The following is a 21,846-nucleotide window of genomic DNA, read 5'->3' as shown; positions in this document are numbered from 1 at the left end:
TGCCAAGAAGTGAGAAAATGGATTCTCTGCCCGACCTGGAACAGCTCAAATACAACGCCGATGGATTGATTCCGGCCATCGCCCAGCAGCACGACACCGGCGAAGTTCTGATGATGGCGTGGATGAACCGCGAATCTCTCGCCGAGACCCTGCGCAGCGGTCGCGCGGTCTACTGGTCGCGCTCGCGCCGCAAGCTGTGGCGCAAGGGCGAATCCTCCGGCCAGAGCCAGATTATCAAGGCGGTGCGCACCGACTGTGACTGCGACACCCTGCTGCTGCTGGTGGAGCAACAAGGCGTGGCCTGCCACACCGGTCGCCGCAACTGCTTCTTCCTCGAAGCCTCCGCCGACGGCTGGCGTGAGATCAGCGCTCCGCAAGTGGACCCCAAGGAGTTGTACGGATCATGAGTTCGTCGTCCAAACAGCAGACCGCCGCCCCCAACGTCGACGCGCGCATTCTTGACGATCTGTTCTCCGTGCTCAAAGCGCGCAAACAGGCCGACCCCAGCTCCTCCTACGTGGCCAAGCTTTACCACAAAGGGGTGGACGCCATCCTCGCCAAGGTGGCTGAGGAGTCCGATGAAGTGGTGGATGCGGTCAAAAACAGCGACGACCACGAAGTGGTGCACGAAGTGGCCGACCTGCTGTTTCACACCTGGGTGGCCATGGCCCATCGCGACGTGGAGCCGCATCAGATCTACGGCGAACTGGCGCGTCGCTTCGGCCACTCCGGGCTGGATCGCGACAAGATGGATAAGGCGCTGGAGAGTTTCGGTGGGCGCCGTCAACATGAGCGCCGCGCCCACGTGAAAAGCATCACCCTGACCATGCGCGACGGCCAGGTTATTGAAGGCAATACCCGCGACGTGAGCCTGGAAGGGCTGCAACTGCAGACCAGCTATGAACCCAAGGACAACTTGCTGGGCGAGCGCGGCGTGTTTGAGATGATTGTTGAGGAGCAGTTGCGTTCTGCGGATACGGAGTCTGAACGCCCACTGGGACTGGAGATCCCCTCGGCGGCGGATGACCAGCTACACGTGGCCGAGACCGTCACCATCAACCGCTCCTATCGCTTCACCTGTGAGATCATGCGGGTGGCTGATGATTCCCTGGGACTGGCCATCGTCGAGGATAGCGGCGTGTTCGGTTACGCCCTGGCCAACGAAGTGTTCAAAGATCTGTTTTGACCTCCACCAAGAGTCTTGGAGCGCGCCATGTCCGATGATTGCCTGTTCTGCAAAATCGCCGCCGGTCAGATCCCCTGCAACAGGGTCTATGAAGATGACCAGGTGCTGGCGTTCCACGACATCAATCCTCAGGCCCCGGTGCACGTGCTGGTGATTCCCAAAGCGCACATCGCCACCCTCGACGACGTGGGCGAAGCACAGCGCGAGATCATGGGCGTGGTGATGGAGCGCGCAGCCCATGTGGCGCGGGAGTTGGGCGTGGCCGAAGCGGGCTACCGCACCATCATCAACACCCGCGAACATGGCGGCCAGGAGGTCTACCACATTCACGCGCATATTCTGGCGGGCAAACGCATCGGCCCCATGACCGTGCGCTGACGTCTGAGCGTTGCGATTCAGATCGACGCTTGCTGATCAAAACAACTGTTGCCATTTTCTTGAGCGGCCAAAATCCGCGCACACTGATGAGCAATAAGCTCTGACATGTTTTTTCGCACCACTTGTCAACGTCCTTAAGGGGGGACGGACTGCGCATGCGTCATCGCCCACACCCGCTTGCCGCTCTCTTTGCCGCTCTCTTTGTGTGCGGCGTCAGCCCTGTCGCGCGCGCCGACTCCGTCGGCCTGCTGGACGACCAAGCCGACGCGCTGCTGCAGATGCCGTTGGACGCGCTGCTGGATCTGCCCGTCAGCGTGGCCAGCAAATCAGCTCAAAGCGCGCGCCAGGCGCCGGCGCTGCTGTCGGTGTTCCCGCGTGCAAAGCTCGACATGCTGGGCGTCCACTCGCTGATGGACCTGCTGCCCTACATTCCGGGCTACCAGGTCACTTACGATCAGACCCTGGCCACCAACGTCCCCCTGATCAACGTGCGCGGCCAGCACGGCGCCAACCTCCTACTGCTCTACGATGGCGCGCCGCTCAACGACCACAGCAACAGCAACACGTTCATCTTCAACCGCTACATCAGCCTGGACAATATTGAACGGGTGGAGGTGATGCGCGGCCCCGGCTCGGCGCTCTATGGCAGCGCTGCGTTTGCCGGCATCATCAACCTGATTCCTCGCAGCGAGGTCAATCAACTGCGGGTTGAAGGCGGTCTTAACGGGCATCGCAAAGCGGGCCTGAATCTGGGCAAACGCACCAACGCCTGGGGCGTGGATTTCTATGCCCAGGCCGAAGGCGATGACGGCGAACGCTATGACGGCGTGTTCGATCAATTCAATCGCGACAGCGTCACCCGCGATCCGCGTCAATTCGCCGAATTCTCGTTCAAAGGACACTATGGGCCGTTCTCACTGACGGCGCGGCACACCCACAACCATCTGGAAGACTTCTACCAGTTCGGCGCCTTGGGTAACGACGCTAACAGCGATAAGAGCGAAATCACCCTATTGCGCGCCAGCTATGAGGGGACTCCCTGGGACGGCCCCATCGACGCCCGCATCAGCGCAGGGTGGCGGCAATACAAGATCGTCGAACTGGGCCTGGCGCTACCCGCCGGAACCGGTCCAGCGACGTCCGGCGACTTCCTGGTCGGCCCCTATTTCAAACAGTGGGTCTCCAGCGTCGACGGCCACTTTACCTGGGACGCTCCCGGCCCGCATGCGCTCTCCTGGGGCTTCTCCTATGAGCGCGCGCTCTCGCCCGACGCCTTTAGCTACGCCACCTATGACTACCTGAACGCCTTCGAATGGCTGGGCGACCCCACAGTGCTCGACTATCGTCAGCGCTTTGTGGAGAATGTGGGGCGTGAGGTCAATGGCCTCTATCTGCAAGATCAGATCAGCGGCTACGACTGGAGCCTGACGCTGGGCGCGCGCTACGACAATTACAGCGATTTTGGCGAAGCAATCAGCCCGCAGATCACCGGCTTGTATTGGCTCACCCCCAACACCCAGATCAAGGCGATCTACGGCGAGGCGTTCCAAGCGCCCAGCATGGGCGTGCTCTACGCCAACAGCGGCATGCTGGCGGGCAACCGCGACCTGCGCCCCGAGCGCATCCGCACCGCCTCACTATCGATCATGCGCCAGGAGTCCAACTACGCCATTGACGCCACCCTGTTCTGGAGCCGCACCCACGATATGATTGCGAACATCATTCTGCCCAGCAGTCAGCGGCAGCGCCAGAACGTAGGCGAGCATGAGACCATCGGCGTGGAGTTGGGGCTCACCGCGCCGCTGGGCGACGCCTGGAAGTTGGAGACCAATCTCACGCTGCTGCCGCACAACAGCTTCGAGTCTTCCGGCACACTGAGCGATACAGCGCCCAACGAGTTTGTCTCGCGGGTGCTGGCCTCCGCCAGCCTGAGTTACCAGGAGGGGCCATGGAAAGCCTCGCTCAGCGGCAATGGCTACAACCATATCCCGGCGCTGCCGCGCCAGGGCAGCGTTATCCTGCTTAACGCCGCCGTTGAGCGCCAATTCCAATCCGGCTGGGTAGGCTATATTCATGCGCGGAATTTGCTCAATCATGCGGTTTCGCACGCCTCCATCAGCTCCGCTCTGGGAACAGACGCCGTCAGCGGCGAGATTGAGCGCGCGGCGCCGGGCCGAGGATTCGGAATACTCCTCGGCGCGCGTTGGAATTTTTCCCTCTAACGCCTCCCATTTCTGCGCCAACTATGAATCAGATGTGGTATCATACGCGTCAAATTGGGCGGATTATTCGGGAACGCCCTGCGTGTCTTGGCGCCCCAAATTGTGAGTAGGCTCAGCCACCTCGAATTTTCGTGAGCGCTGTGCTTCGCCGTTCGCGCCAGGAAGCAGGTTAGCTTTTAAAACAGGCCAATATATTATTAGAGTGTTTTTCTTGTTTTCTGTAATGACGCCAAAACGCGCCCTTGCGCTCATTTTCCTGCTATCCCTGCTGTCGATGGCCCACTCTCCTGTCGCCGCCGCCCTGGCCCAGCCCCACTCCGCCAACGCTGTCAAAACCGCCTTTATTTTTAATATTCTCAAATTCGTTAGCTGGCCCACAACCACCCAGTCTAAAGAGTTGACCCTGTGCGCGCTGGGAGATGATCCATTGGATGGGCAGCTGTCATATCTGGTGAAACGGCGCGTGGGCAACCGCAAGATTCGTCTGATCAGCAACCCCCCTGCAGACGCGTTTAACCGCTGCGATGCGCTGTTCATCCCCCATGGCGCAGAGCAAGCTCTCTCCCAGTTGGGACATATCTCCGCCGCGCCGGTGCTCACCATCAGCGATTCAGCCACATTTATCGACCATGGCGGCATGATCGGCCTGCCGGTGCAGGCGGGGCGCGTGCGCTTGGAGGTGAATCGCAACACCATTCAAGAGGCCAACCTGCGCATCAGCTCCGAGCTGCTGCAGGTCGCCTCCAAGGTGGCGCCATGAGCGAACAGACGCCATCGGATGTTGTCATGGAGTCGGCCCCGCAAGCGGCTGAGCAGCCTCAGTTGCGCAGCGCGCCTGTGCGCGCCCGTCGCAGACGCTCACTGCGCTGGCGCCTCATCTTCATGGCGCTGATCTCCACCACCGTGGCCACCATCATCGCCTTCATGGCGATCTTCCATCAGCGCCAAAGCGCGCTGCACGATGACCTGCTGCGCAACATCACCGCCCAGGCCAAGGTGATCGCCGCCAACAGCGTCGGCGCCATGGCCTTCAACGACTCCCAGGCCGCCGCGCGACGCCTGGCGACGCTGGAGTCCGCCCCCGATGTGCAGAGCGCCGCGCTGATCACCCGCAAGGGCAGTCTATTCGCTCTGTATGCGCGCAAGGCCGGCCCCTTGCTGGAGATCTTCTCGCCCCTGGAGACCCAGGGGGTGCGCTTTGAAAATGACGCCCTGGGCGTGCGCCAACCGGTGATCTGGGAGGACGAAATCATCGGCGCGGTGGAGGTGATCGCCACCTTGGAGCCGCACCATCAACGCTTGGTCAGCGACGCCCGACACATGGCGGCGGCGCTGCTGGCGGCGGGTCTGGTGGCGTGGCTGTTGGCGTGGTATCTGATTCGCCAGATCACCGTGCCGTTGATGCGCCTAAGCCAGACCATGCGCGATGTCAGCCATCAAAACCGCTATGACCTGCGCGCGCCGGAGGATGGCGCCGACGAGTTGGCGGCGCTGGCCAAGGGCTTTAACGCCATGCTATCCAGCATTCAGGAGCGCGATCGCTCGCTGCTGGCGCACCGGGAGAATCTGCAAACCCTGGTGGCGGCGCGCACCCGCGCGCTGCGCAGCGCCTCCACCCGCTTCGAAACCGTACTCGACTCGGTGGACTCCCTGATTATCGCCATCGACCAAAAGGATGAGACCATCCTGTTCGCCAACCGCAGCGCGCGCCGCGTGTTTGGCCATGTGGAGGGGCTGCCGCTCAGTCAGGCGCTGCCGGTTTCACAAGAGGCGTTCTGTCTGCTGGAGGCCAGCACCGAAGCCGACACCGAAGAGAACGCCCCCGCGCAAAAAGAGAAGACCTGCCTGTTTGACGGACGCTGGCACGCCTGCCGCGAACAGTGGGTGCGCTGGACCGATGGCCAGCAGGCGCGCATCATCGTCGCCACCGACATCACCCACATCAAGCAGGCGCAAGAGGCGCTGGAGAGCGCCAAGGTGCGCGCGGAGCTGGCCAACCAGGCCAAGAGCGAATTCCTCGCCACCATGAGCCATGAGATCCGCACCCCCATGAACGGCATCATCGGCATGCTCTCGCGCCTGGAGAACAGCGATCTAAATCGCGAGCAGCGCACCATGGTGGAGACCTTGGAGCGCTCCTCCTACACCTTGATGGATATTCTCAACGACGTGCTGGATCTGTCCAAAATCGAGTCCGGCTCGTTACAGATGGAGAGCGCGCCGTTCGAGCCCCGCGTCATCGCCCGCGATATCGTCGAGGTGATGACCCCCCGCGCCCAGGACAAAGGGCTGCTGCTGTCGCTCAAGCTGATCACCGATCCGCCCAAGGTGGTGGTGGGCGACTCCGCGCGCTATCGGCAGATTCTGTTCAATTTGGTCAGTAACGCCATCAAGTTCACCGACAGCGGCGGCGTCACCGTCTCGCTGCGCGCCCTGCCGCCGGAGAAGGGCATGGTGGTATTGGAGACCAGCGTGCGCGATACCGGCATCGGCATCCCCGATGAGATGATTTCGCGTATTTTTGATCCCTTTACCCAGGCCGACGGCTCCATCAACCGCCGCTACGGCGGCACCGGCCTGGGACTCACCATCGTTAAGCGTCTCACAGAAGCGATGAACGGCTCCTTGCAAGTGAGGAGCGGAGCGGGCGACGGCAGCGAATTTCGCATCATCACCCGCTTTGGCGCCTCGGGGCTGAGCAGCGCGCCACGACTGGAGGAGCAGACCGATGGCGCGCCGCAGCGGGCGCTCAATATTCTGGTGGTGGAGGATGATGAGATCAATCAATCGGTGGCCAAGGGACTGCTGGAGGATGATGGACACCATGCGCAGATCGCCTCCAGCGGCGAGGCGGCCATCACCATTGTACAGAACCACCAGTTTGATCTGATCCTGATGGATCTGCGCATGCCTGGCATGGACGGCGTGGAGACCCTCAAGCGCATTCGCCAACTACCGGATGATCTCAACCGGCGCACCCCCATTGTCGCCCTGACCGGGGATGTGATGCGCGAAACTGTGGAGCGCTGCCAACACGCCGGGATGTCCGACGTTCTGAGCAAACCCATCAACCGCGCCAAACTGCGCCAGTTGATCAACAAATTGTCAGAGCATGACGCCACCACGGATCAGGTTGACCGCGCCGCCAACACGCCAGCAGAAGAAGAGGCCATCGACTGGCCCCATGTCAACACCCTGCGGCAGAGCATGCCGCCGACACAATTGAGCAATCTGCTCACCCGTTTGCAGGAGGAGTCACGCGCCCAATTGGCCCAAGCCCAAGAGGCGCTCTCCCTCAACGCGTTGGACAAAGCCATTGATACGCTACATCGGTTGGCTGGCTCCTGCGCCAGTCTGGGACTGAGCGGCATGGCGCAGCGTCTGCGGGATCTGGAACATCGCATTCAAGATGGCGATGGCGATGCGCGCACGTGGCGGGATGCGTTGGATCTGTGCGCCAAAGGGATTGCGCGGGATCTCCAGGCGCTGTCGGAAGCGCCGCCGACATGACCAGTTTGCGTGTGGGGTATGGCGCGACGCTGGGGCATTGCAAGTGGCAAGCAAGCAGCGGGCGGGTTACTCTTTCAGGCGACTCTTCAAACGCTGCACCAGCGGAGCCAGTTGCGTGGCCATCTCCTGGTTCATCTCCTCGCGGATGCGCTCGCGCAAGCGCCGCAGGAATAAGGCGTCAGGCAGTTCACCCTCCTCGCTCAGATCGCGTAACGGAGAGAAGTCCGCCGACATCAACAACTCCAACAGCTGCTGCGCCTCCTGGCGCCAGCGATTGCGATCCTCGCGGGTGTCGTCGAGCATCTGGCGCAACATGGCGATCTCGCGCTCCAGCGCTTCACACTGCGCCTGCAACCGCGCGCTGCGGCCCGCTTCCTCCATCACCACTCTCCTCAATTGGCGCTCTGACTCACGCCCCCGGCGCGTCAACGGCCTGGCTGACAATGCGTTTCACTGGCAGTCGTGTGCAAAGGGCGCACCAATATCGACGCTGCGCCCGCACGCGCTGAACCGAGCTCAACTGCCACCCACAATCGGCGCAACCGATGCTGGCGGGGCGATGGGCCCCGACATCGGCGCTGAACCCGACGCCGCAGCACCACCCTGCGCCAGCGCGCCCGACACAACCTCGCCGCCGTCCAAAGCGGCATTCTGTGGCGCCGCCTCGCCACTCTGCGGGGCCACATCCACCGACACCGAAAGCTGGTGCTGACGCCCGCCCACCACCACCCCTTTGACCGGTGGCGTATCGGCGTAATCACGCCCCACCGCCACAGTGATGTGGCGCGGACCGACGATCACCCCGTTGGTGGGATCGAAATCCACCCACCCCATCAGCGGATCAAACAGGCCAAACCAGGCGTGGGAGGCGTCGGCCCCCACCAAGCGCTCCTGCCCCGGCGGCGGGTCGGTCTCCAGGTAGCCGCTGACGTAGCGGGCGCACAGACCGATGCTGCGCAGCGCGCCAATCGCCACATGGGCGAAATCCTGACACACCCCGCGCCGCTTGGAGAGCGCATCGGCCAGCGGGGTGGTGACATCGGTGGCGTTGGGGTCGTATTCAAACTCCTCAAAAATCATGCGGGTCAGCGCCATGGCCGCCTCTGCCGCCGGTCGCCCAGGAGTGAAGCAGGCCAGCGCCAGATCACGCAGTTCATCGGAGGGCAAAATCATGGTGGAGGGCTGGCGATAGAGCACATTCATGCGCGCGCCGGCATCCTGTTCATCGTGCGGTTCACATTGGGCCAACTGCTCCCAGGGGGTCCCACTGGCCAAATTCGGCGCCTGCGCGTGGGCGATGCGTCGCACGTGGCTGCGGCTGGTCACCTCAAGCACTTCATGGGGCTCGTGGATCTCGAAATAGTGGCGCGCGTTGCCAAAGAAGTCCCCCTGCTCCTGAATGAACGAAGGCGTGGGCGAAATCTCCAGCTCAAAGCTCAAACAGCGTTGATCGGCGTCATCGCGCGGTTTGAGCATGGCGCGGTTGTGGCAGATGGTGACCGGGTCGCCATATTCGTAGCGCGTGATATGGGTGATCAGATAGTCCATGGCGCGGCTCAGTTGACGCTGAAGAGGTGGTGCGGCGCTTCGGCGTGGCGGAAGTAGCTGTTGGAGGCGGTGTCCGAGAACAGCGGCAGGAGCGCGCGCACCCGCGCGGTGAGCGCCATCAGCGCCTGCCTACGACCGCTCTCGTCGGCCAGCGCCAACTCCTGCGGCGCGGCCAGTCGCAACGCCGCCAAGGTCTCGAACGCCACCCGGCCCAGTTGCGTGCGATAGAGGGAGATCTCCGGCGGTCGCGGAATCTCACTGGCGTGGTGATCCATCAACGCCAGCTGGAACACCAGCGAGCGCGGATTGGCGTCATCCTGCAACAAGCGCTCGAGCACCTGCGCCGGCTCCAGTTGCGAACGCAAGTGCAGACGGAACGCCGAGTGGGCGTCATTGACGATGAGCAGCCGCTCCAGAATCGCTCCCTCCAGATGGGTGTCGGCGGTCTGGCCCAGGGTGGTCTCCAGCAGCTGCGCCAGGAACATCGCCCGCTCCAGCCGCCGCCCCATATCCAGGAAACGCCAGCCCAGATCGCGGCGCATGTTCTCCCAGGTCAGCCCCGAGAGCGCAGTCATGTCGGTGAGCAGCGGCGCGGTCTCCCACATCAGCTCGCCCAGACGAATCTGGTGGCGGCGCTGCAAACGACTGAGGGACTGCGACAGGTTGTCCACCAGGCGCCACGTCTCCGGCGACAGGCGGTCGCGCACCGAGATGGCGCAGCGCATCATGGATTGAATGGAGAAGGCCATGCTGCCGGAACGTTGATCATCCAGCAGCGCCGAGCGCAGCTCGTCGCCCGGATCAGCCAGACGCTCTTCGGCGCCCTCGCCCACGAAGCCGGGCAACGCTCCAGTGACCAGGGTGAACGCCTGCAGCAGGCGAGTTTTGCAATGCTCCCGCTGGGCGGCGGTCAGGCCGGTCTCTTCGGCGTTGATGAGCAGAAATTCGCGGAACAGACGGATGCTGCCCTCGGCGCGTTCGGCATAGCGCCCCAACCAGAACAGATTCTCCACCACTCGACTGGGCGCGCCCACCATGGGCGCAGGCTCCAGACTGCGGGTGACGCCGGAGACCCCTTCGATGGGATCGCGACGCGCATTGGCGTCGCTATCGACCACCCACACATCTTTGCTGGCGCCGCCGCCCTCGGGCGAGAAGCGCCAACTGGTAGCAGTGGCCGCCACCCGCGCCAAACCGCCGGGCATTACTTGGCGGGTCTGTCCATCATGGCTGAGGAACACGCGCAGAAGCGCCCGCTGCGGCGCCAGGGCGCCCTGCCGCACCCCAGGCGTGAGCGAGGGATTGAAAAACGCGCGGGCAATGTACTTATGCGGCGCCGCCAGCACCGTCTCACGCAGCTGTTCGGCGTCTTCGCGCTCGCCATTGGGCGGCGCGATGGGTTGGTCGCTGTTGGCCTGAATCGGCAGAATGCTCACCTGGTCCCACTGCGCCAGCGCTTCGGCGCGATGCTGTGGGTCGCCCAGCCACCAGGTTTGCGGCGAGGGCAGCATCAACTCCTGCCCCAACAGGAACTGCGCCAATTTCGGCAGGTAGGCGTGCAGTCCAAGGTTCTCCAACACGCCGGTTCCCAGCGCGTTGGCCAGCGCCACATGGCCCGAGCGCGCCGCCTGCGACAGCCCCACCACCCCCAGCATGGAGTCGCCGCGCAGATCCAGTGGATCGCACCACGCCTCATCCACCCGACGCAACAGCACGTCCACCGGGTTGAGCCCCTCCAGGGTCTTGAGCCAGACGCGGCCATCGCGGGTGATCAGATCGTCGCCCTGCACCAGGGTCAGCCCCAGAAAGTGCGACAGCATGGCGTGTTCAAAGTGGCTGGCGTTGGCCGAGCCGGGGGTGAGCAGCGCCACATGGGCGTCACTCTTGGAGTAGGGCGTGAGCGCCGCCAGATTGGAGCGCACCCCTTCAAAGAAGTTGAGCAGCAGGCGCACATTGCCCATCTGCTCGGCGCCCGCATACAGGCGTGTGGTGATGCGGCGGTTCTGCCATACATAGCCATGCCCGGAGGGCGCCTGACAACGATCCATCAAGGCGTAGAAACGACCAGACGGGTCGCGCGCCAACTCAGCGGCGTACAGCGGCAGCGGGGTGGAGCCGAAGTGGCCGTAGGCTTCCAGGGAGAGGCCGCCGGGGCCAAACGCCAACTCGGCGGGCAGCAGACCGTCGCGCAGGGTGCGCTGCGGCCCGTAGAGATCCTCATACAGGCGGGTAAACAGCAGATGGCGCTGCGCCAGCGCCTTCTCCAGCCACGCCCATTCGCCCGCCTGCATCAGCAGCGGAATGGGATCCATGGGCCAGGTCTGGCGGTGGTGACGCGCCTGCCCGTAGACGTTATAGGTGGCCCCCGCTTCGCGCAGCAGACGATCGGTCTCCTGGGCCAACTGCTGCAGCCCCGGCTCCCCGCCGCCATGCAGAAAATCGACCAGATTACGCCAGTGCGGGCGCGGCTCCAGACCCTCTGCAATGGCCTCGGAGTAGGCGCCCTGACGAGGGAGATTCTGGGCCTGCGCCATCAGGTTTTCAACAGGGGCGTCGAGGGCGGCGGAATTGTTGTCCATTTCGCTAATCACGTCTTGGCGATCCATCCAATCAGGGATATTGTGACAGCCGAATACTCGGCGCGGAATCGTCGCAAATGGACGGGCGCGAATCGGTAGCGCGCAAACAAACCGTACGCCGAAACAAACGGCTGAATTCGAACGTTTCGCGGGCGCGATTTCGTTAGGATAAAGTCCTGTGATTTAATCTCATTTCCGCCACCGGCGCAAGCCAATGCGCGCGCGCGCCGCGGCGTGGGGGATATCGCAATGACCTACTGCGTGGGCATCCTCTTGAAAGAGGGCATGGTTCTGGCCTCGGACTCGCGCACCAACGCGGGCGTGGATCAGGTGGGGATCTACCCCAAAATGCACCTGTTCGCCTGGGAGGGCGAGCGCCACTTTGCGGTGCTGGCGGCGGGCAATCTGGCCACCACCCAGGCGGTGGTGGCGCAACTGGCCAGCGACGGCGAGAACGAAGAGATCGAAACCAACCTGCGCACCGTGGCAAGCCTGACCGACGCCGCGGACTATCTGGGCGAGATCTCCCGCGCGGTGCAAAAGCGCTACGCCGGCGACGGCGACAAGAGCGTGTTCCAGGCCACCTTCATGCTGGCCGGACAGATCCAGGGCGAGCCCATGGGCATGCACCTGATCTACCCCGAGGGCAACCACATCGAACCCTCCCCCTATCAGCCCTATCTGCAGATCGGCGAGACCAAATACGGCAAGCCGATTCTCGACCGCATCGTCACCAGCAACATGTCGCTGGAGAACGCCGCGCGCACCGCGCTGGTCTCCCACGATTCCACCATGCGCTCCAATCTGTCGGTGGGCCCGCCCATTGATCTGCTGATCTACCGGCGCAATCAAATCGACGGCGGCAAACACATCCGCATGCAGCAGAACACCCCCTATCTGGCCTCCCTGCGCAAGCAGTGGCAGAAGGGCATGGAGCGCATTTTCCACCGCCTGCCGCTATTCGACTGGGAAAAGAACGCAAACGGTTAAGAAAAGCTGATAAAATCCCGATACGACGTCTACTGTCCAAATTGCGGGAGCTTGTGAACCATGTCCATTGATGTCGCCATTCGCCACAACACCTACTACGACTACGACCGGCGCATCACCCTTTCGCCGCACATTTTTCGCTTGCGTCCGGCGCCCCACTGCCGCACGCCGATCCTCTCCTACTCCCTCAACATCGGCCCCGAAGAGCACTTCCTGAACTGGCAGCAGGATCCCTTCGGCAACTATATGGCGCGGGTGGTGTTCCCGGAGAAGACCGCGCGCCTGTCGGTGGAGGTGGAGGTGATCGCCAAAATGATCACCATAAACCCGTTCGACTTCTTCCTCGACGAGTACGCCAAGGAGATCCCGTTCGAGTACGACAAGCAGCTCAATAAGGAGCTGGCCCCCTACCGCGTGGTGGATGAGGAGAGCCCGCTGCTGAAGAAGTGGCTCACCGGGTTGGATCAAAGCAAACGTCGCTCGGTGGACTTCCTGGTGGACATCAACACCCGGATGCAAGCCGACATCGGCTATAACATCCGCATGGAGCCGGGCATTCAGAGCTGCGAAACCACGCTGAAAAAGCAGACCGGCTCCTGCCGCGACACCGCCTGGCTGCTGGTGCAGGCGCTGCGTCGCCTGGGACTGGCGGCGCGCTTCGTCTCCGGCTATCTGGTGCAGCTCACCCCCGACGTCAAATCCCTGGACGGCCCCTCCGGCCCCAGCGAAGACTTCACCGATCTGCACGCCTGGACCGAGGTGTTCCTGCCCGGCGCCGGCTGGGTTGGTCTCGACCCCACCTCCGGCCTGTTCGCCGGCGAAGGGCATATCCCCCTGGCCTGCACCCCGGACCCGGTCTCCGCCGCGCCGGTGACCGGCTTCTCCGACAAGTGCGAGACCACCTTCACCTTCGATAACGGCGTCGAGCGCATCCATGAGGATCCCCGCGTCACCAAGCCATACAGCGATGAGCAGTGGCGCAATATCGACTCCCTGGGGCAGCGGGTGGATACGGTGCTGGCCGCCGAGGATGTGCGCCTGACCATGGGCGGCGAGCCCACCTTCGTCTCGGTGGACGACATGGAGGGCGCCGAGTGGACCACCGACGCCGATGGTCAACACAAACGCGAACGCGCCATGGATCTGCTGCTGCGCATGCGCGACCGCTTCGCCATCGGCGGCGCGCTGCAGTATGGCCAGGGCAAATGGTACCCCGGCGAGGAGCTGCCGCGCTGGCGCTACGCCTGCTTCTGGCGCCCCGATGGGGAGCCTGTGTGGCATGACCCCCAATGGATGGCCGACCCCTCCAAGGATTACGGCCATGGTCCGGCGCAGGCCGAGCGCTTCATGCAGCGTCTGGCGCAGGAGCTGGGCGGCTATGAGGCCAATGTCAGCCCCGCCTATGAGGATCCCGTGCGCCATGTGTGGCAGGAGAGCCTGCTGCCGGAGAACGTCAATCCGCTGGAGTACAATCTGAAGGACTCGCTGGATCGCCGCCGCCTGGCCAAGATCCTCACCCAGGGGCTCGACGAGCCGGTGGGCTACGTGCTGCCTCTGGACTGGTGCGGCGGCGACTATCCGTGGATCAGCGGCAAATGGAGCTTCCGTCGCGAGCGCCTCTATCTGATCCCCGGCGACAGCCCCATGGGCCTGCGTCTGCCGCTGGACGGCCTGCACTGGATTCCGCCCAATCAGCGCCCCCTGCGCCCCTATCTGGATCCCTTCGCGCCGCACCCGGAGCTGCCGCGTTTTGAAGCGGGCCCTGGCATGCTGGGCGCGCGCGGCGAGGATGCTGCTTCTAACGCCGAGCCGCGTCCGCAGAGTTCCACTGAACCCGGACCCAAGCCGCCGCCAACGCCGGAACAGTTCCTCTATCAGGCGCTGGGCGTGGAGCCGCGCAATGGCCGCCTGCACGTGTTCATGCCGCCTATCTCTCTGCTGGATGGCTATCTCACGCTGGTCAATATCGTCGAGCGCACCGCCGCCGCTTTGGCCATGCCGGTGGTGCTGGAGGGCTACCCGCCCCCCGAGGACTACCGCATCGCCAAATTCTACGTCACCCCCGACCCCGGCGTGATTGAGGTCAACGTCAAACCCTCGGCCAGTTGGGATGAGTTGCGCGACAGCACCGTCGCGCTGTATGAGGAGGCGCACAACGCCCGTCTGGGGACAGAAAAATTCCTGCTGGACGGTCGCCACACCGGCACCGGCGGCGGCAACCACGTCACCCTGGGCGGCGCCACCCCCATGGAGAGCCCGCTGCTGCGCCGTCCTGACCTCCTCGGCAGTCTGGTCACCTATTGGCAGCACCATCCGGGCCTGTCCTACCTCTTCTCCGGTCTGTTCATCGGCCCCACCAGCCAAGCCCCACGGGTGGATGAGGGGCGCTCGGAGAACCTCTACGAGCTGGAGATCGCCCTCTCCAATCTGCCTGTCGGCGGCACGGATCAGCTGTGGATCGGCGACCGCCTGATGCGCAACTTCCTGGTGGACATCACCGGCAACACCCACCGCGCCGAGTTCTGCATCGACAAGCTCTACTCCCCCGACTCCCCCACCGGGCGCCTGGGCATTCTGGAGCTGCGCGCCTTCGAGATGCCGCCCCATGCGCGCATGAGCCTGGTGCAGATGCTGCTGCTGCGCGCGCTAGTGGCGCGCTTCTGGCGCGAACCCTACCGCAAGCCGCTGGTGCGTTGGGGCACGTCGCTGCACGATAAATATCTGCTGCACCACTACGTCAAACGCGACGTGCAGGAGGTGTGTCAGGAGCTGCAGGCGGCGGGACTGCCGTTCCAGGCCGAGTGGCTGGATCCGTTCCTGGAGTTCCGCTTCCCCAAATATGGCGAGATCCGCGTGGGCGATATCCATCTGGAGATCCGTCAGGCCATCGAGCCGTGGCACGTGCTGGGCGAGGAGTCCACCAATACCGGCACCGCGCGCTACGTGGACTCCTCCAGCGAACGTCTGGAGGCGCGCCTGACCGGCCTGACCGACAGCCGCTACGTGCTGGCCTGCAACGGTCGCCGCATGCCGCTGCACAACACCGGCGTGGCGGGCGAGTACGTCGGCAGCGTGCGCTACAAGGCGTGGGCGCCGTTCTCGGCGCTGCACCCCACCCTGGGCATCGACTCGCCGCTCACCTTCGACATCGTCGATACCTGGAACAACCGCGCCATCGGCGGCTGCACCTACCATGTGGTGCATCCGGGCGGGCTCAGCTACGACAGCTTCCCGGTCAACGCCTATGAGGCCGAAGCGCGTCGCGTCAGCCGTTTCTGGGACTACGGCCACAGCCAGGGTCCAGCGCATCGCTTCACCGGTCCGGCCTCGGGCGGTCGCTTTGTGGGCGAAGGCAGCGGCGTGGGTCCCATGGACCCTCCTTCGTGGGAGAACGCCAGCGAATACCCCACCACCCTGGACCTGCGCCGCCGCCGCGACGCCTAACCTGCATTCACAGCAAACATGTGGGAATCACTCAAGATTCCCGCATTAGCGCCGATCTAATAAGGGCGTGAAGCGATCTTGCTTCGCGCCCTTATTGGTTGCACCGCGTTTGCTGGGACGGAGCATGGATTCGATTCTGCTGGTTAACGACAGCGCCACCTTCAACGCCATCCTCACGCAGAATCTGCGCGATCGGGTGCGCGGCGGCATCGGCACGGCGTTGGACCACGGCAGCGCGCTGGAGATGATCCAGAGCGGCGAGTGGTCGTTGGTCGCCGCCACCTTCAATCCCAAAAAACCTGACAACATCGCGCTGTTTGAAGCCCTCGACCAAGCCCACATCCCCGCCATCGCGCTGGTGGAGGAGTTGGATGACGGTCTCGACGCCACAGGACGCTATACCGAATCATTGGTGGACTTCTTCGTCTATGACGCCCCCGATGCGCTGGAGCGGCTGCAATCCCTCATTGAACGCATCCACTGGAGCGAGCAGACCCATGTGCTGGTGGCGGGCGCGGCCACGGCGCAGCGGGATCTGATCGGCGATCTGCTGCATGCGCGCCGCTTTGTGGTGAAACAGACCGGCGTGCTGGGCGGCGTGCTGGACGCGTTGCAGACCAACCCCAATATTCGTCTCCTCATCGTGGCCGGCATGCCCATGGAGGAGTGCGCCGCGCTGGTGCGCAGCGTGCGCAACTGCTGGAGCCGGGATGAGTTGGTGATTCTGGCGCTGCCGCCGATGGCGGCGGATATGGATGGGGTGCGCTTGCTGAAGAACGGCGTGGATGAGATCATCCGCCAGCCCATCTGCGCCTACTCCCTGCTGGCGCAGGTGGATCGCGGGCTGGAGCTGTTTGAGTTCCACCAGGGACTGAAGAAGGCGGCCACCACGGATCGCCTGACAGGACTGATCAATCGACGCGGCTTCCTGGAGCGCGCGCAGAGCCTACACGCCAGCGCCCAACGCCAGGTGATCGGCCTGACCACCGCCATCGTGCGCATTGTGGGCTTTGACGCCGCCCGCATGGTCAAAGGACCGCTGTTTACCGATCTGCTGCGCAAAGAGGCGGCGGAGGTGATTGGCCAGGCCTATCGCCGCAACGATGTGGTGGCGCAGTTGGCGCCCCATGAGTTCGGCATTCTGCTGGTGGATATGTCCCCCGAACAGTTACCGCGCTTCATCGACGAACTGACCAACAAGCTGCACCAACGCTCTGTCGTCTACAAAGGCAAATTGACCCGCTTGCGTGTGGCCATCGGCGTGAGCCTGGATCTACAGAAGAGCTTCCCGCAGATGTTGGATGTGGCCGAACGCCGCGCGCTGGCCATCGAAGAGGGGGAAGACCCCAACCAGATCACCAGCCCCGCCCTCGACGACGACGATCAGGATGGCGCCACCGGCGACGCACAGGAGTTGACGGCGACTCCCACTGAAGTCCCCACCGCGCGCGCGCCGATGCCGCGCAAACGCTGAGGCGGTCAACGCCCGCCTACGACGCCGACCGCCGCGCGATTACTCCTGATTGAAATAGCGCCCGTTAATGCGGTCGTGCAACTCGCCCAAGCGCACCTGCAACCCATCCAAAAATTCGTGCAGACCGGATTCGGTCAACCCGTGGATATCGGCTTCATACAGGACGCGCCCCATCTCATGCAGCGGGTCGTCCACATCCTGCACCCCGCCCAGCGCGGTGAGGCTGCGCTCCACCTGGGTCAAACAGAACTGGAACGCGCGCGGAAACTTGCGATCCTTGAGCAAAAACGCCAGCACGTCCTGGGCGCGCATGCGCGGACTGACATGGCGGCGATAGATCTGGTCACCCGACAGCGAGCGCAGCAGCATCAACCACACGCCGTTGCGCACCGGCTTGGGCGCATCCTCCATCCGCCCCACCATGGCCGAGCCCTGCACATCCATGATGCGGGTGAGCATATCGGCGCGCTCGATGAATTGGCCCAGGCGCAGCGCTTCGAGTTCGTCGTCATTACACAGCGTGCCGTTAAGCAGGCCGGTGAAGGCCAGATTCTCATGGGTCACCAGATCCAAAAACGCCTGCCGCTTCTCGCCGCTCAGACCGCCTTCGATCATCTCCTTGCTGCGCAGGTAAAGATTGTTGACCAACTCCCACGCCTCGCGGGGAAACACCTCGCGGGTGGTGCGCAGGTTCTCGCGCGCGGCCTTGATGGCGAAGGCGATGGAGCCGGGATTGCTCACATCGGCGGCCAGAAAGTCGATCACCTCGCGCTCACTGGCGGGGATGCCGCCCTTCTCGAACGCCTCGGCGTTGCCGGTGATGGCGATGAGCTGATCCCAGCCGCGCACCTGCTGTTTGACCACTGGGGCGATGTCCAGCATGGTGTTGGTGGTGGCGCTGATCAGACGCGCCAAACCATCGGCGCGCTCCATATAACGCGCCAGCCAATAAATATTCTCCGCAACCCGTGATAGCATCGCTCAACGCTCCTCTTGCGCCGGGGTGACCCAGGTATCCTTACTGCCGCCCCCTTGGGAGGAGTTGACCACCAACGAGCCCTCGCGCAGGGCCACCCGCGTCAAGCCGCCCGGGGTCACATAGCTGTTCTGCCCGTGCAGGATGAACGGACGCAGATCCACATGGCGTGGGGCCATAGCGCCGCTGGCGCTCAACGTCGGCACGGTGGAGGGCAGCAGCGTAGGCTGGGCGATATAGTTGCGCGGATCCTTTTGGATCAACCCGGCGAAGGTCTCGCGCTCGGCCTGGCTGGCGTAGGGGCCCATCAACATGCCGTAACCTCCCGACTCATTGGCGGGCTTGACCACCAGTTTATCCAGATTCGCCAACACATGCTTGCGCTCGGACTCCACATGGCAGCGGTAGGTGGGCACGTTGGGGATCTTGGCGTCTTCGTCCAGATAGTAGCGGATGATCTCCGGCATGTAGGAGTAGACCACCTTGTCGTCGGCCACGCCGGTGCCCGGGGCGTTGACGATGCCCACATGCCCCGCGCGCCAGGCGCGGATGATGCCGGGGATGCCCAGCACCGAATCGGGACGGAACGCTTCGGGGTCCATGAAGGCGTCGTCCACACGGCGATAGATCACATCCACCTGCTTGAGGCCGCGGGTGGTCTTCATGAACACGCGGTCGCCGTCGCCCACCACCAGATCGCGCGACTCCACCAGCTCCACCCCCATCTGTTGCGCCAGATAGGCGTGTTCAAAATAGGCGGAGTTGAAGATGCCCGGGGTGAGCACCACCACGGTGGGCTTCTCGCCTTGTCGCGGGCTCATGGAGGCGAGCAGATCATAAAGTTGGTTGGGGTAGTCATCCACCGGCAGAATCGCGTGGTCGCGGAACAGCTCCGGGAACACCCGCTTGGTCAACAAGCGGTTCTCCAACATGTAGGAGACCCCTGAGGGCACACGCAGATTATCCTCCAACACATAGGCCGTGCCATCCTTGTCGCGCAGCAGATCGCTGCCACAGATGTGCGCCCAGGCGCCGAACTTGGGGCGCATGCCCTGACAGGCGGCGCGGTAGCCGACGGAATTGGCCAAAATTTCGGCGGGAAAGACGCCATCCTTGACGATCTTGCGATCGTTATAGAGATCGTCGATAAACATGTTCAGCGCGTGAATGCGCTGTTTGAGCCCCTCCTCCAGACGCGCCCATTCGGCGCCGTCCTGGAAGCGCGGCAGGATGTCAAACGGCCAGGCGCGGTCGATATTCTCGCCTTCGGAGTAGATGGTGAAGGAGATGCCGAGGTTGCGAATGGCCAGTTCCGCGACATCCTGACGTCGTCGCAACTCCTCGATTCCCAAGGAGGAGATAAACTCCCACACTTGGCGCGCGCCGCGCCGCGCCGCACCGTCGCCAGTCACCATTTCATCGAAGAAACCCGACGCATCATACGCCACTGCGCCGTTCGCTCCAGAGTTTGACATCTTCCCCCGTCCTTCTAGCTGAAGAACGCCTCTTTTTTAGGCATTCAGAGAGTATTCCAACCTTTAGACACCAGCTAGTTGGCGATTATGCCATAATCGCCACCCTATTGCCGCCCAGATTGCATATTTTTGCTTCAACACACAATTTTTCACTGAACGCCTATCCTTAGCAAAACCTCTGCCGAGTACTAAAAAACGCAAAAAAAAGGCCCGCTTTTTCAAGCGGGCCTTTGCGTCTCACTTTGTCTTGCAAAAAGAGTTAGAACTGATAGCGCATATTGAACTGCAGCGAGTGCATCTCTTCGTTCTGACGCCCCACCTGAGTGGAGAGCGCGCCGCTGCCGGAGAGGTTGTCATTGGCGTTGAAGCGCACGCCAACAGTGCCCAGACCGCCCATGGTGTCTTTGTTGCTATTGTTGGAGCCGGTATCCAGATCGTTTTCCAGACGCACCGAGAGGTACGGCGTCATTTTCTCCATGGGATAGGCGATCTCGCCGGTCACATGGGCCTGAGTCAGGATCGCCTGCTCCGGATTGGTCTGCGCGCCGGTGCTGTCTTCGTAGTCGTCAAAGTTCTCAATCGAGTAGGTCAGGCCGGTGCTCAAGGTCACATCGATGCCCTTGTCTTCAGTGGCGGTGTCCACGCTGGTGAAGTAGGTCAGATTGCCCGCCACCATCAGACGCTTGGAGTCATAGCTGCCGGTGATGGTGGTCCCGGTGGAAGCGGTGGAGATGTCGTTCCAGTTGAACGCGCCGCCCAACTGGAAGTCGGCCATCAAATTGGGCTTGAGCAGTTTGGCGGCGTAGAGGGTCAGGCCCAGGCCGTCCACTTCGCTGGTCCCCACCAGGGTGGCCAGGTCCAGATCGCTGCGCTCGTAGTTGAGCACAAAACCCACCACCAGATCGTCGCTGACGGAGGCGTCGCCGCCCACCATCAGGGTCACGGTGTTGCCAGAGTACTTGTTGCTGGAGAGTTCGCTGTCGATGATGCTGCCATCCACTTCGCCCCACAGGGCCAAATTCTTCAGATTCTCGGTCAAACCGCCGCCGGCCAGACCCGTTTCCAGACGCCCCACATCCAGGTTGGCGCTGGCCAGGTGCTGAATGGAGTTCAGCGCCGCTTGCGCGCCGGTCGCCTTCTTGGCCGGGCGGAAGATGCCGCCGGAACTGACCAGGGTGGCCAGTCGGCTGGCCACGGCGCGGGTCACGGTGCGCACCACCACGCGCGCGCGATCCTCGGAGGTGGAGGCGATCACCGTCTCCACTTCAGAGGTGCTGCTGGTGGAGCCATTAAGCAGAGTGTCGATGAGGTTCTGCAGATACTGCAGATAGTCGGCAGTGGTGTTGTAGCCAGTCTCATTGGTGTCGAAGGCGTAGGACATGAAGTTACCGTCCATCACCAGAATCACTTCCCCTGCAGTGGCGTTGGAGAGGGTGCCAGCTTTCCAGATCGCCGCGGAGCCCCCTTCACCGCTTAGTTCGGTGATGAAGGAACCATTGCCCACGCTGCTCATCACCTGGGAAGCCGGATAGGTGATGGTTGACGATGAGATCCCGCTGGTGTAGCTGGAGTTGATCGTCTCGGCGCTGGTGGAGGTGCCGTAGCTGCTATTCAGGGTGATCGTGCCGCCGCCAAGCTGACTGATGGCGTCCACCAGAATCTGGTTGCGCCCACCGTTGTAGGAGGAGTTCTCACCCAGCCCCAGATACTTGCCGCCGGCGGCCAGATAAGCCACGTCGGTGGAAGACAAGGTGTTGGTGGAGTCTGTCACCCGGGTATCGATCACCAGATTATAGGTGCTCGAATAGCTCTCAGGGTAGCTGGTCACATGATTGACCGTATAGCCCTTGCCGGAGAGGTAAGAAGACAAGCTGCTGGTGGTGTTATAGAAGTAGGAGTTATCTGTGCTGGTCTGAGAAATCAAAAGAACGCTGCTGGCGTATGCTGCGCTTGCGCCCAAGCCTGCGAACACAGCGGCGGCGCCCAGGAGGGATTTGTATTTCAGTTTATTCATACGCATTTTATCTCTCCAAATCTTCACTTATACAGAGTTTTCAAAGTGTT

General features: G+C 62.8%; 15 protein-coding genes. 9 read left to right on the top strand and 6 right to left on the bottom strand.

Annotated elements, in window-relative coordinates; all coding sequences use genetic code 11:
• The first annotated feature begins 17 nt into the window (after nt 1-17).
• The 6 genes from hisI (at nt 18) to MAIT1_RS15855 (ending at nt 7,296) form a co-directional block, all read left to right on the top strand.
• Nucleotides 18-407, top strand: coding sequence for a phosphoribosyl-AMP cyclohydrolase (hisI, locus tag MAIT1_RS15880; RefSeq protein WP_085444530.1), 390 nt, complete (start codon nt 18-20; stop codon nt 405-407).
• Nucleotides 404-1,186, top strand: coding sequence for a phosphoribosyl-ATP diphosphatase (locus MAIT1_RS15875; RefSeq protein WP_085444529.1), 783 nt, complete (start codon nt 404-406; stop codon nt 1,184-1,186). The genes hisI and MAIT1_RS15875 overlap by 4 nt, the downstream gene beginning before the upstream one ends.
• Before the next feature lie 27 nt (nt 1,187-1,213).
• The gene (locus MAIT1_RS15870) at nt 1,214-1,564 is read left to right on the top strand and encodes a histidine triad nucleotide-binding protein (protein ID WP_085444528.1); all 351 of its coding nucleotides are present in this window, start codon (nt 1,214-1,216) and stop codon (nt 1,562-1,564) included.
• A gap of 155 nt (nt 1,565-1,719) precedes the next feature.
• A complete protein-coding gene (locus MAIT1_RS15865; protein ID WP_085444527.1) occupies nt 1,720-3,786 on the top strand; it encodes a TonB-dependent receptor plug domain-containing protein in 2,067 nt (688 codons plus the stop codon).
• A gap of 223 nt (nt 3,787-4,009) precedes the next feature.
• The gene (locus MAIT1_RS15860; protein ID WP_085444526.1) at nt 4,010-4,546 is read left to right on the top strand and encodes a YfiR family protein; all 537 of its coding nucleotides are present in this window, start codon (nt 4,010-4,012) and stop codon (nt 4,544-4,546) included.
• A complete protein-coding gene (locus MAIT1_RS15855; protein WP_085444525.1) occupies nt 4,543-7,296 on the top strand; it encodes an ATP-binding protein in 2,754 nt (917 codons plus the stop codon). Before MAIT1_RS15860 ends, MAIT1_RS15855 begins: the two co-directional genes overlap by 4 nt.
• A 66-nt stretch (nt 7,297-7,362) precedes the next feature.
• On the opposite strand, the gene MAIT1_RS15850 is transcribed toward MAIT1_RS15855, so the two are convergent.
• From MAIT1_RS15850 to MAIT1_RS15840, 3 genes are all read right to left on the bottom strand, one after another.
• Nucleotides 7,363-7,677, bottom strand: coding sequence for a hypothetical protein (locus MAIT1_RS15850; protein WP_085444524.1), 315 nt, complete (start codon nt 7,675-7,677; stop codon nt 7,363-7,365).
• A gap of 135 nt (nt 7,678-7,812) precedes the next feature.
• Nucleotides 7,813-8,844, bottom strand: a complete 1,032-nt coding sequence (locus MAIT1_RS15845) for a transglutaminase family protein (RefSeq protein WP_085444523.1) — start codon at nt 8,842-8,844, stop codon at nt 7,813-7,815.
• Between the two features lie 8 nt (nt 8,845-8,852).
• On the bottom strand, nt 8,853-11,423 hold the full coding sequence (locus tag MAIT1_RS15840) for a circularly permuted type 2 ATP-grasp protein (RefSeq protein WP_158089545.1): 2,571 nt from the start codon (nt 11,421-11,423) through the stop codon (nt 8,853-8,855).
• 249 nt (nt 11,424-11,672) lie between these two features.
• Here MAIT1_RS15840 and MAIT1_RS15835 point away from each other — a divergent pair, with 249 nt between their 5' ends.
• The 3 genes from MAIT1_RS15835 to MAIT1_RS15825 all read left to right on the top strand — a co-directional run bounded on the left by MAIT1_RS15835 (nt 11,673) and on the right by MAIT1_RS15825 (nt 17,331).
• Nucleotides 11,673-12,413, top strand: a complete 741-nt coding sequence (locus tag MAIT1_RS15835) for a proteasome-type protease (protein ID WP_085444521.1) — start codon at nt 11,673-11,675, stop codon at nt 12,411-12,413.
• Between the two features lie 60 nt (nt 12,414-12,473).
• Nucleotides 12,474-15,857 carry a transglutaminase family protein gene (locus MAIT1_RS15830; RefSeq protein WP_085444520.1) on the top strand — a complete coding sequence of 1,128 codons (3,384 nt, stop codon included), beginning with the start codon at nt 12,474-12,476 and terminating at the stop codon, nt 15,855-15,857.
• 124 nt (nt 15,858-15,981) lie between these two features.
• The gene (locus MAIT1_RS15825; protein WP_085444519.1) at nt 15,982-17,331 is read left to right on the top strand and encodes a GGDEF domain-containing protein; all 1,350 of its coding nucleotides are present in this window, start codon (nt 15,982-15,984) and stop codon (nt 17,329-17,331) included.
• 39 nt (nt 17,332-17,370) lie between these two features.
• Here the strand turns inward: MAIT1_RS15825 and MAIT1_RS15820 are convergent, their stop codons facing one another.
• From MAIT1_RS15820 to MAIT1_RS15810, 3 genes are all read right to left on the bottom strand, one after another.
• Nucleotides 17,371-18,309 carry an alpha-E domain-containing protein gene (locus tag MAIT1_RS15820; RefSeq protein WP_085444518.1) on the bottom strand — a complete coding sequence of 313 codons (939 nt, stop codon included), beginning with the start codon at nt 18,307-18,309 and terminating at the stop codon, nt 17,371-17,373.
• A 3-nt stretch (nt 18,310-18,312) separates the two neighbouring features.
• On the bottom strand, nt 18,313-19,782 hold the full coding sequence (locus tag MAIT1_RS15815) for a circularly permuted type 2 ATP-grasp protein (protein ID WP_085444517.1): 1,470 nt from the start codon (nt 19,780-19,782) through the stop codon (nt 18,313-18,315).
• A 259-nt stretch (nt 19,783-20,041) separates the two neighbouring features.
• Nucleotides 20,042-21,802 carry an autotransporter outer membrane beta-barrel domain-containing protein gene (locus tag MAIT1_RS15810; RefSeq protein WP_085444516.1) on the bottom strand — a complete coding sequence of 587 codons (1,761 nt, stop codon included), beginning with the start codon at nt 21,800-21,802 and terminating at the stop codon, nt 20,042-20,044.
• Nucleotides 21,803-21,846 lie beyond the last annotated feature (44 nt).

The organism is Magnetofaba australis IT-1 (assembly GCF_002109495.1).
Lineage (GTDB): Bacteria > Pseudomonadota > Magnetococcia > Magnetococcales > Magnetococcaceae > Magnetofaba > Magnetofaba australis.
The sequence above is the reverse complement of the archived record's forward strand: the minus strand, read 5'-3'. Positions and strand labels throughout refer to the sequence as shown.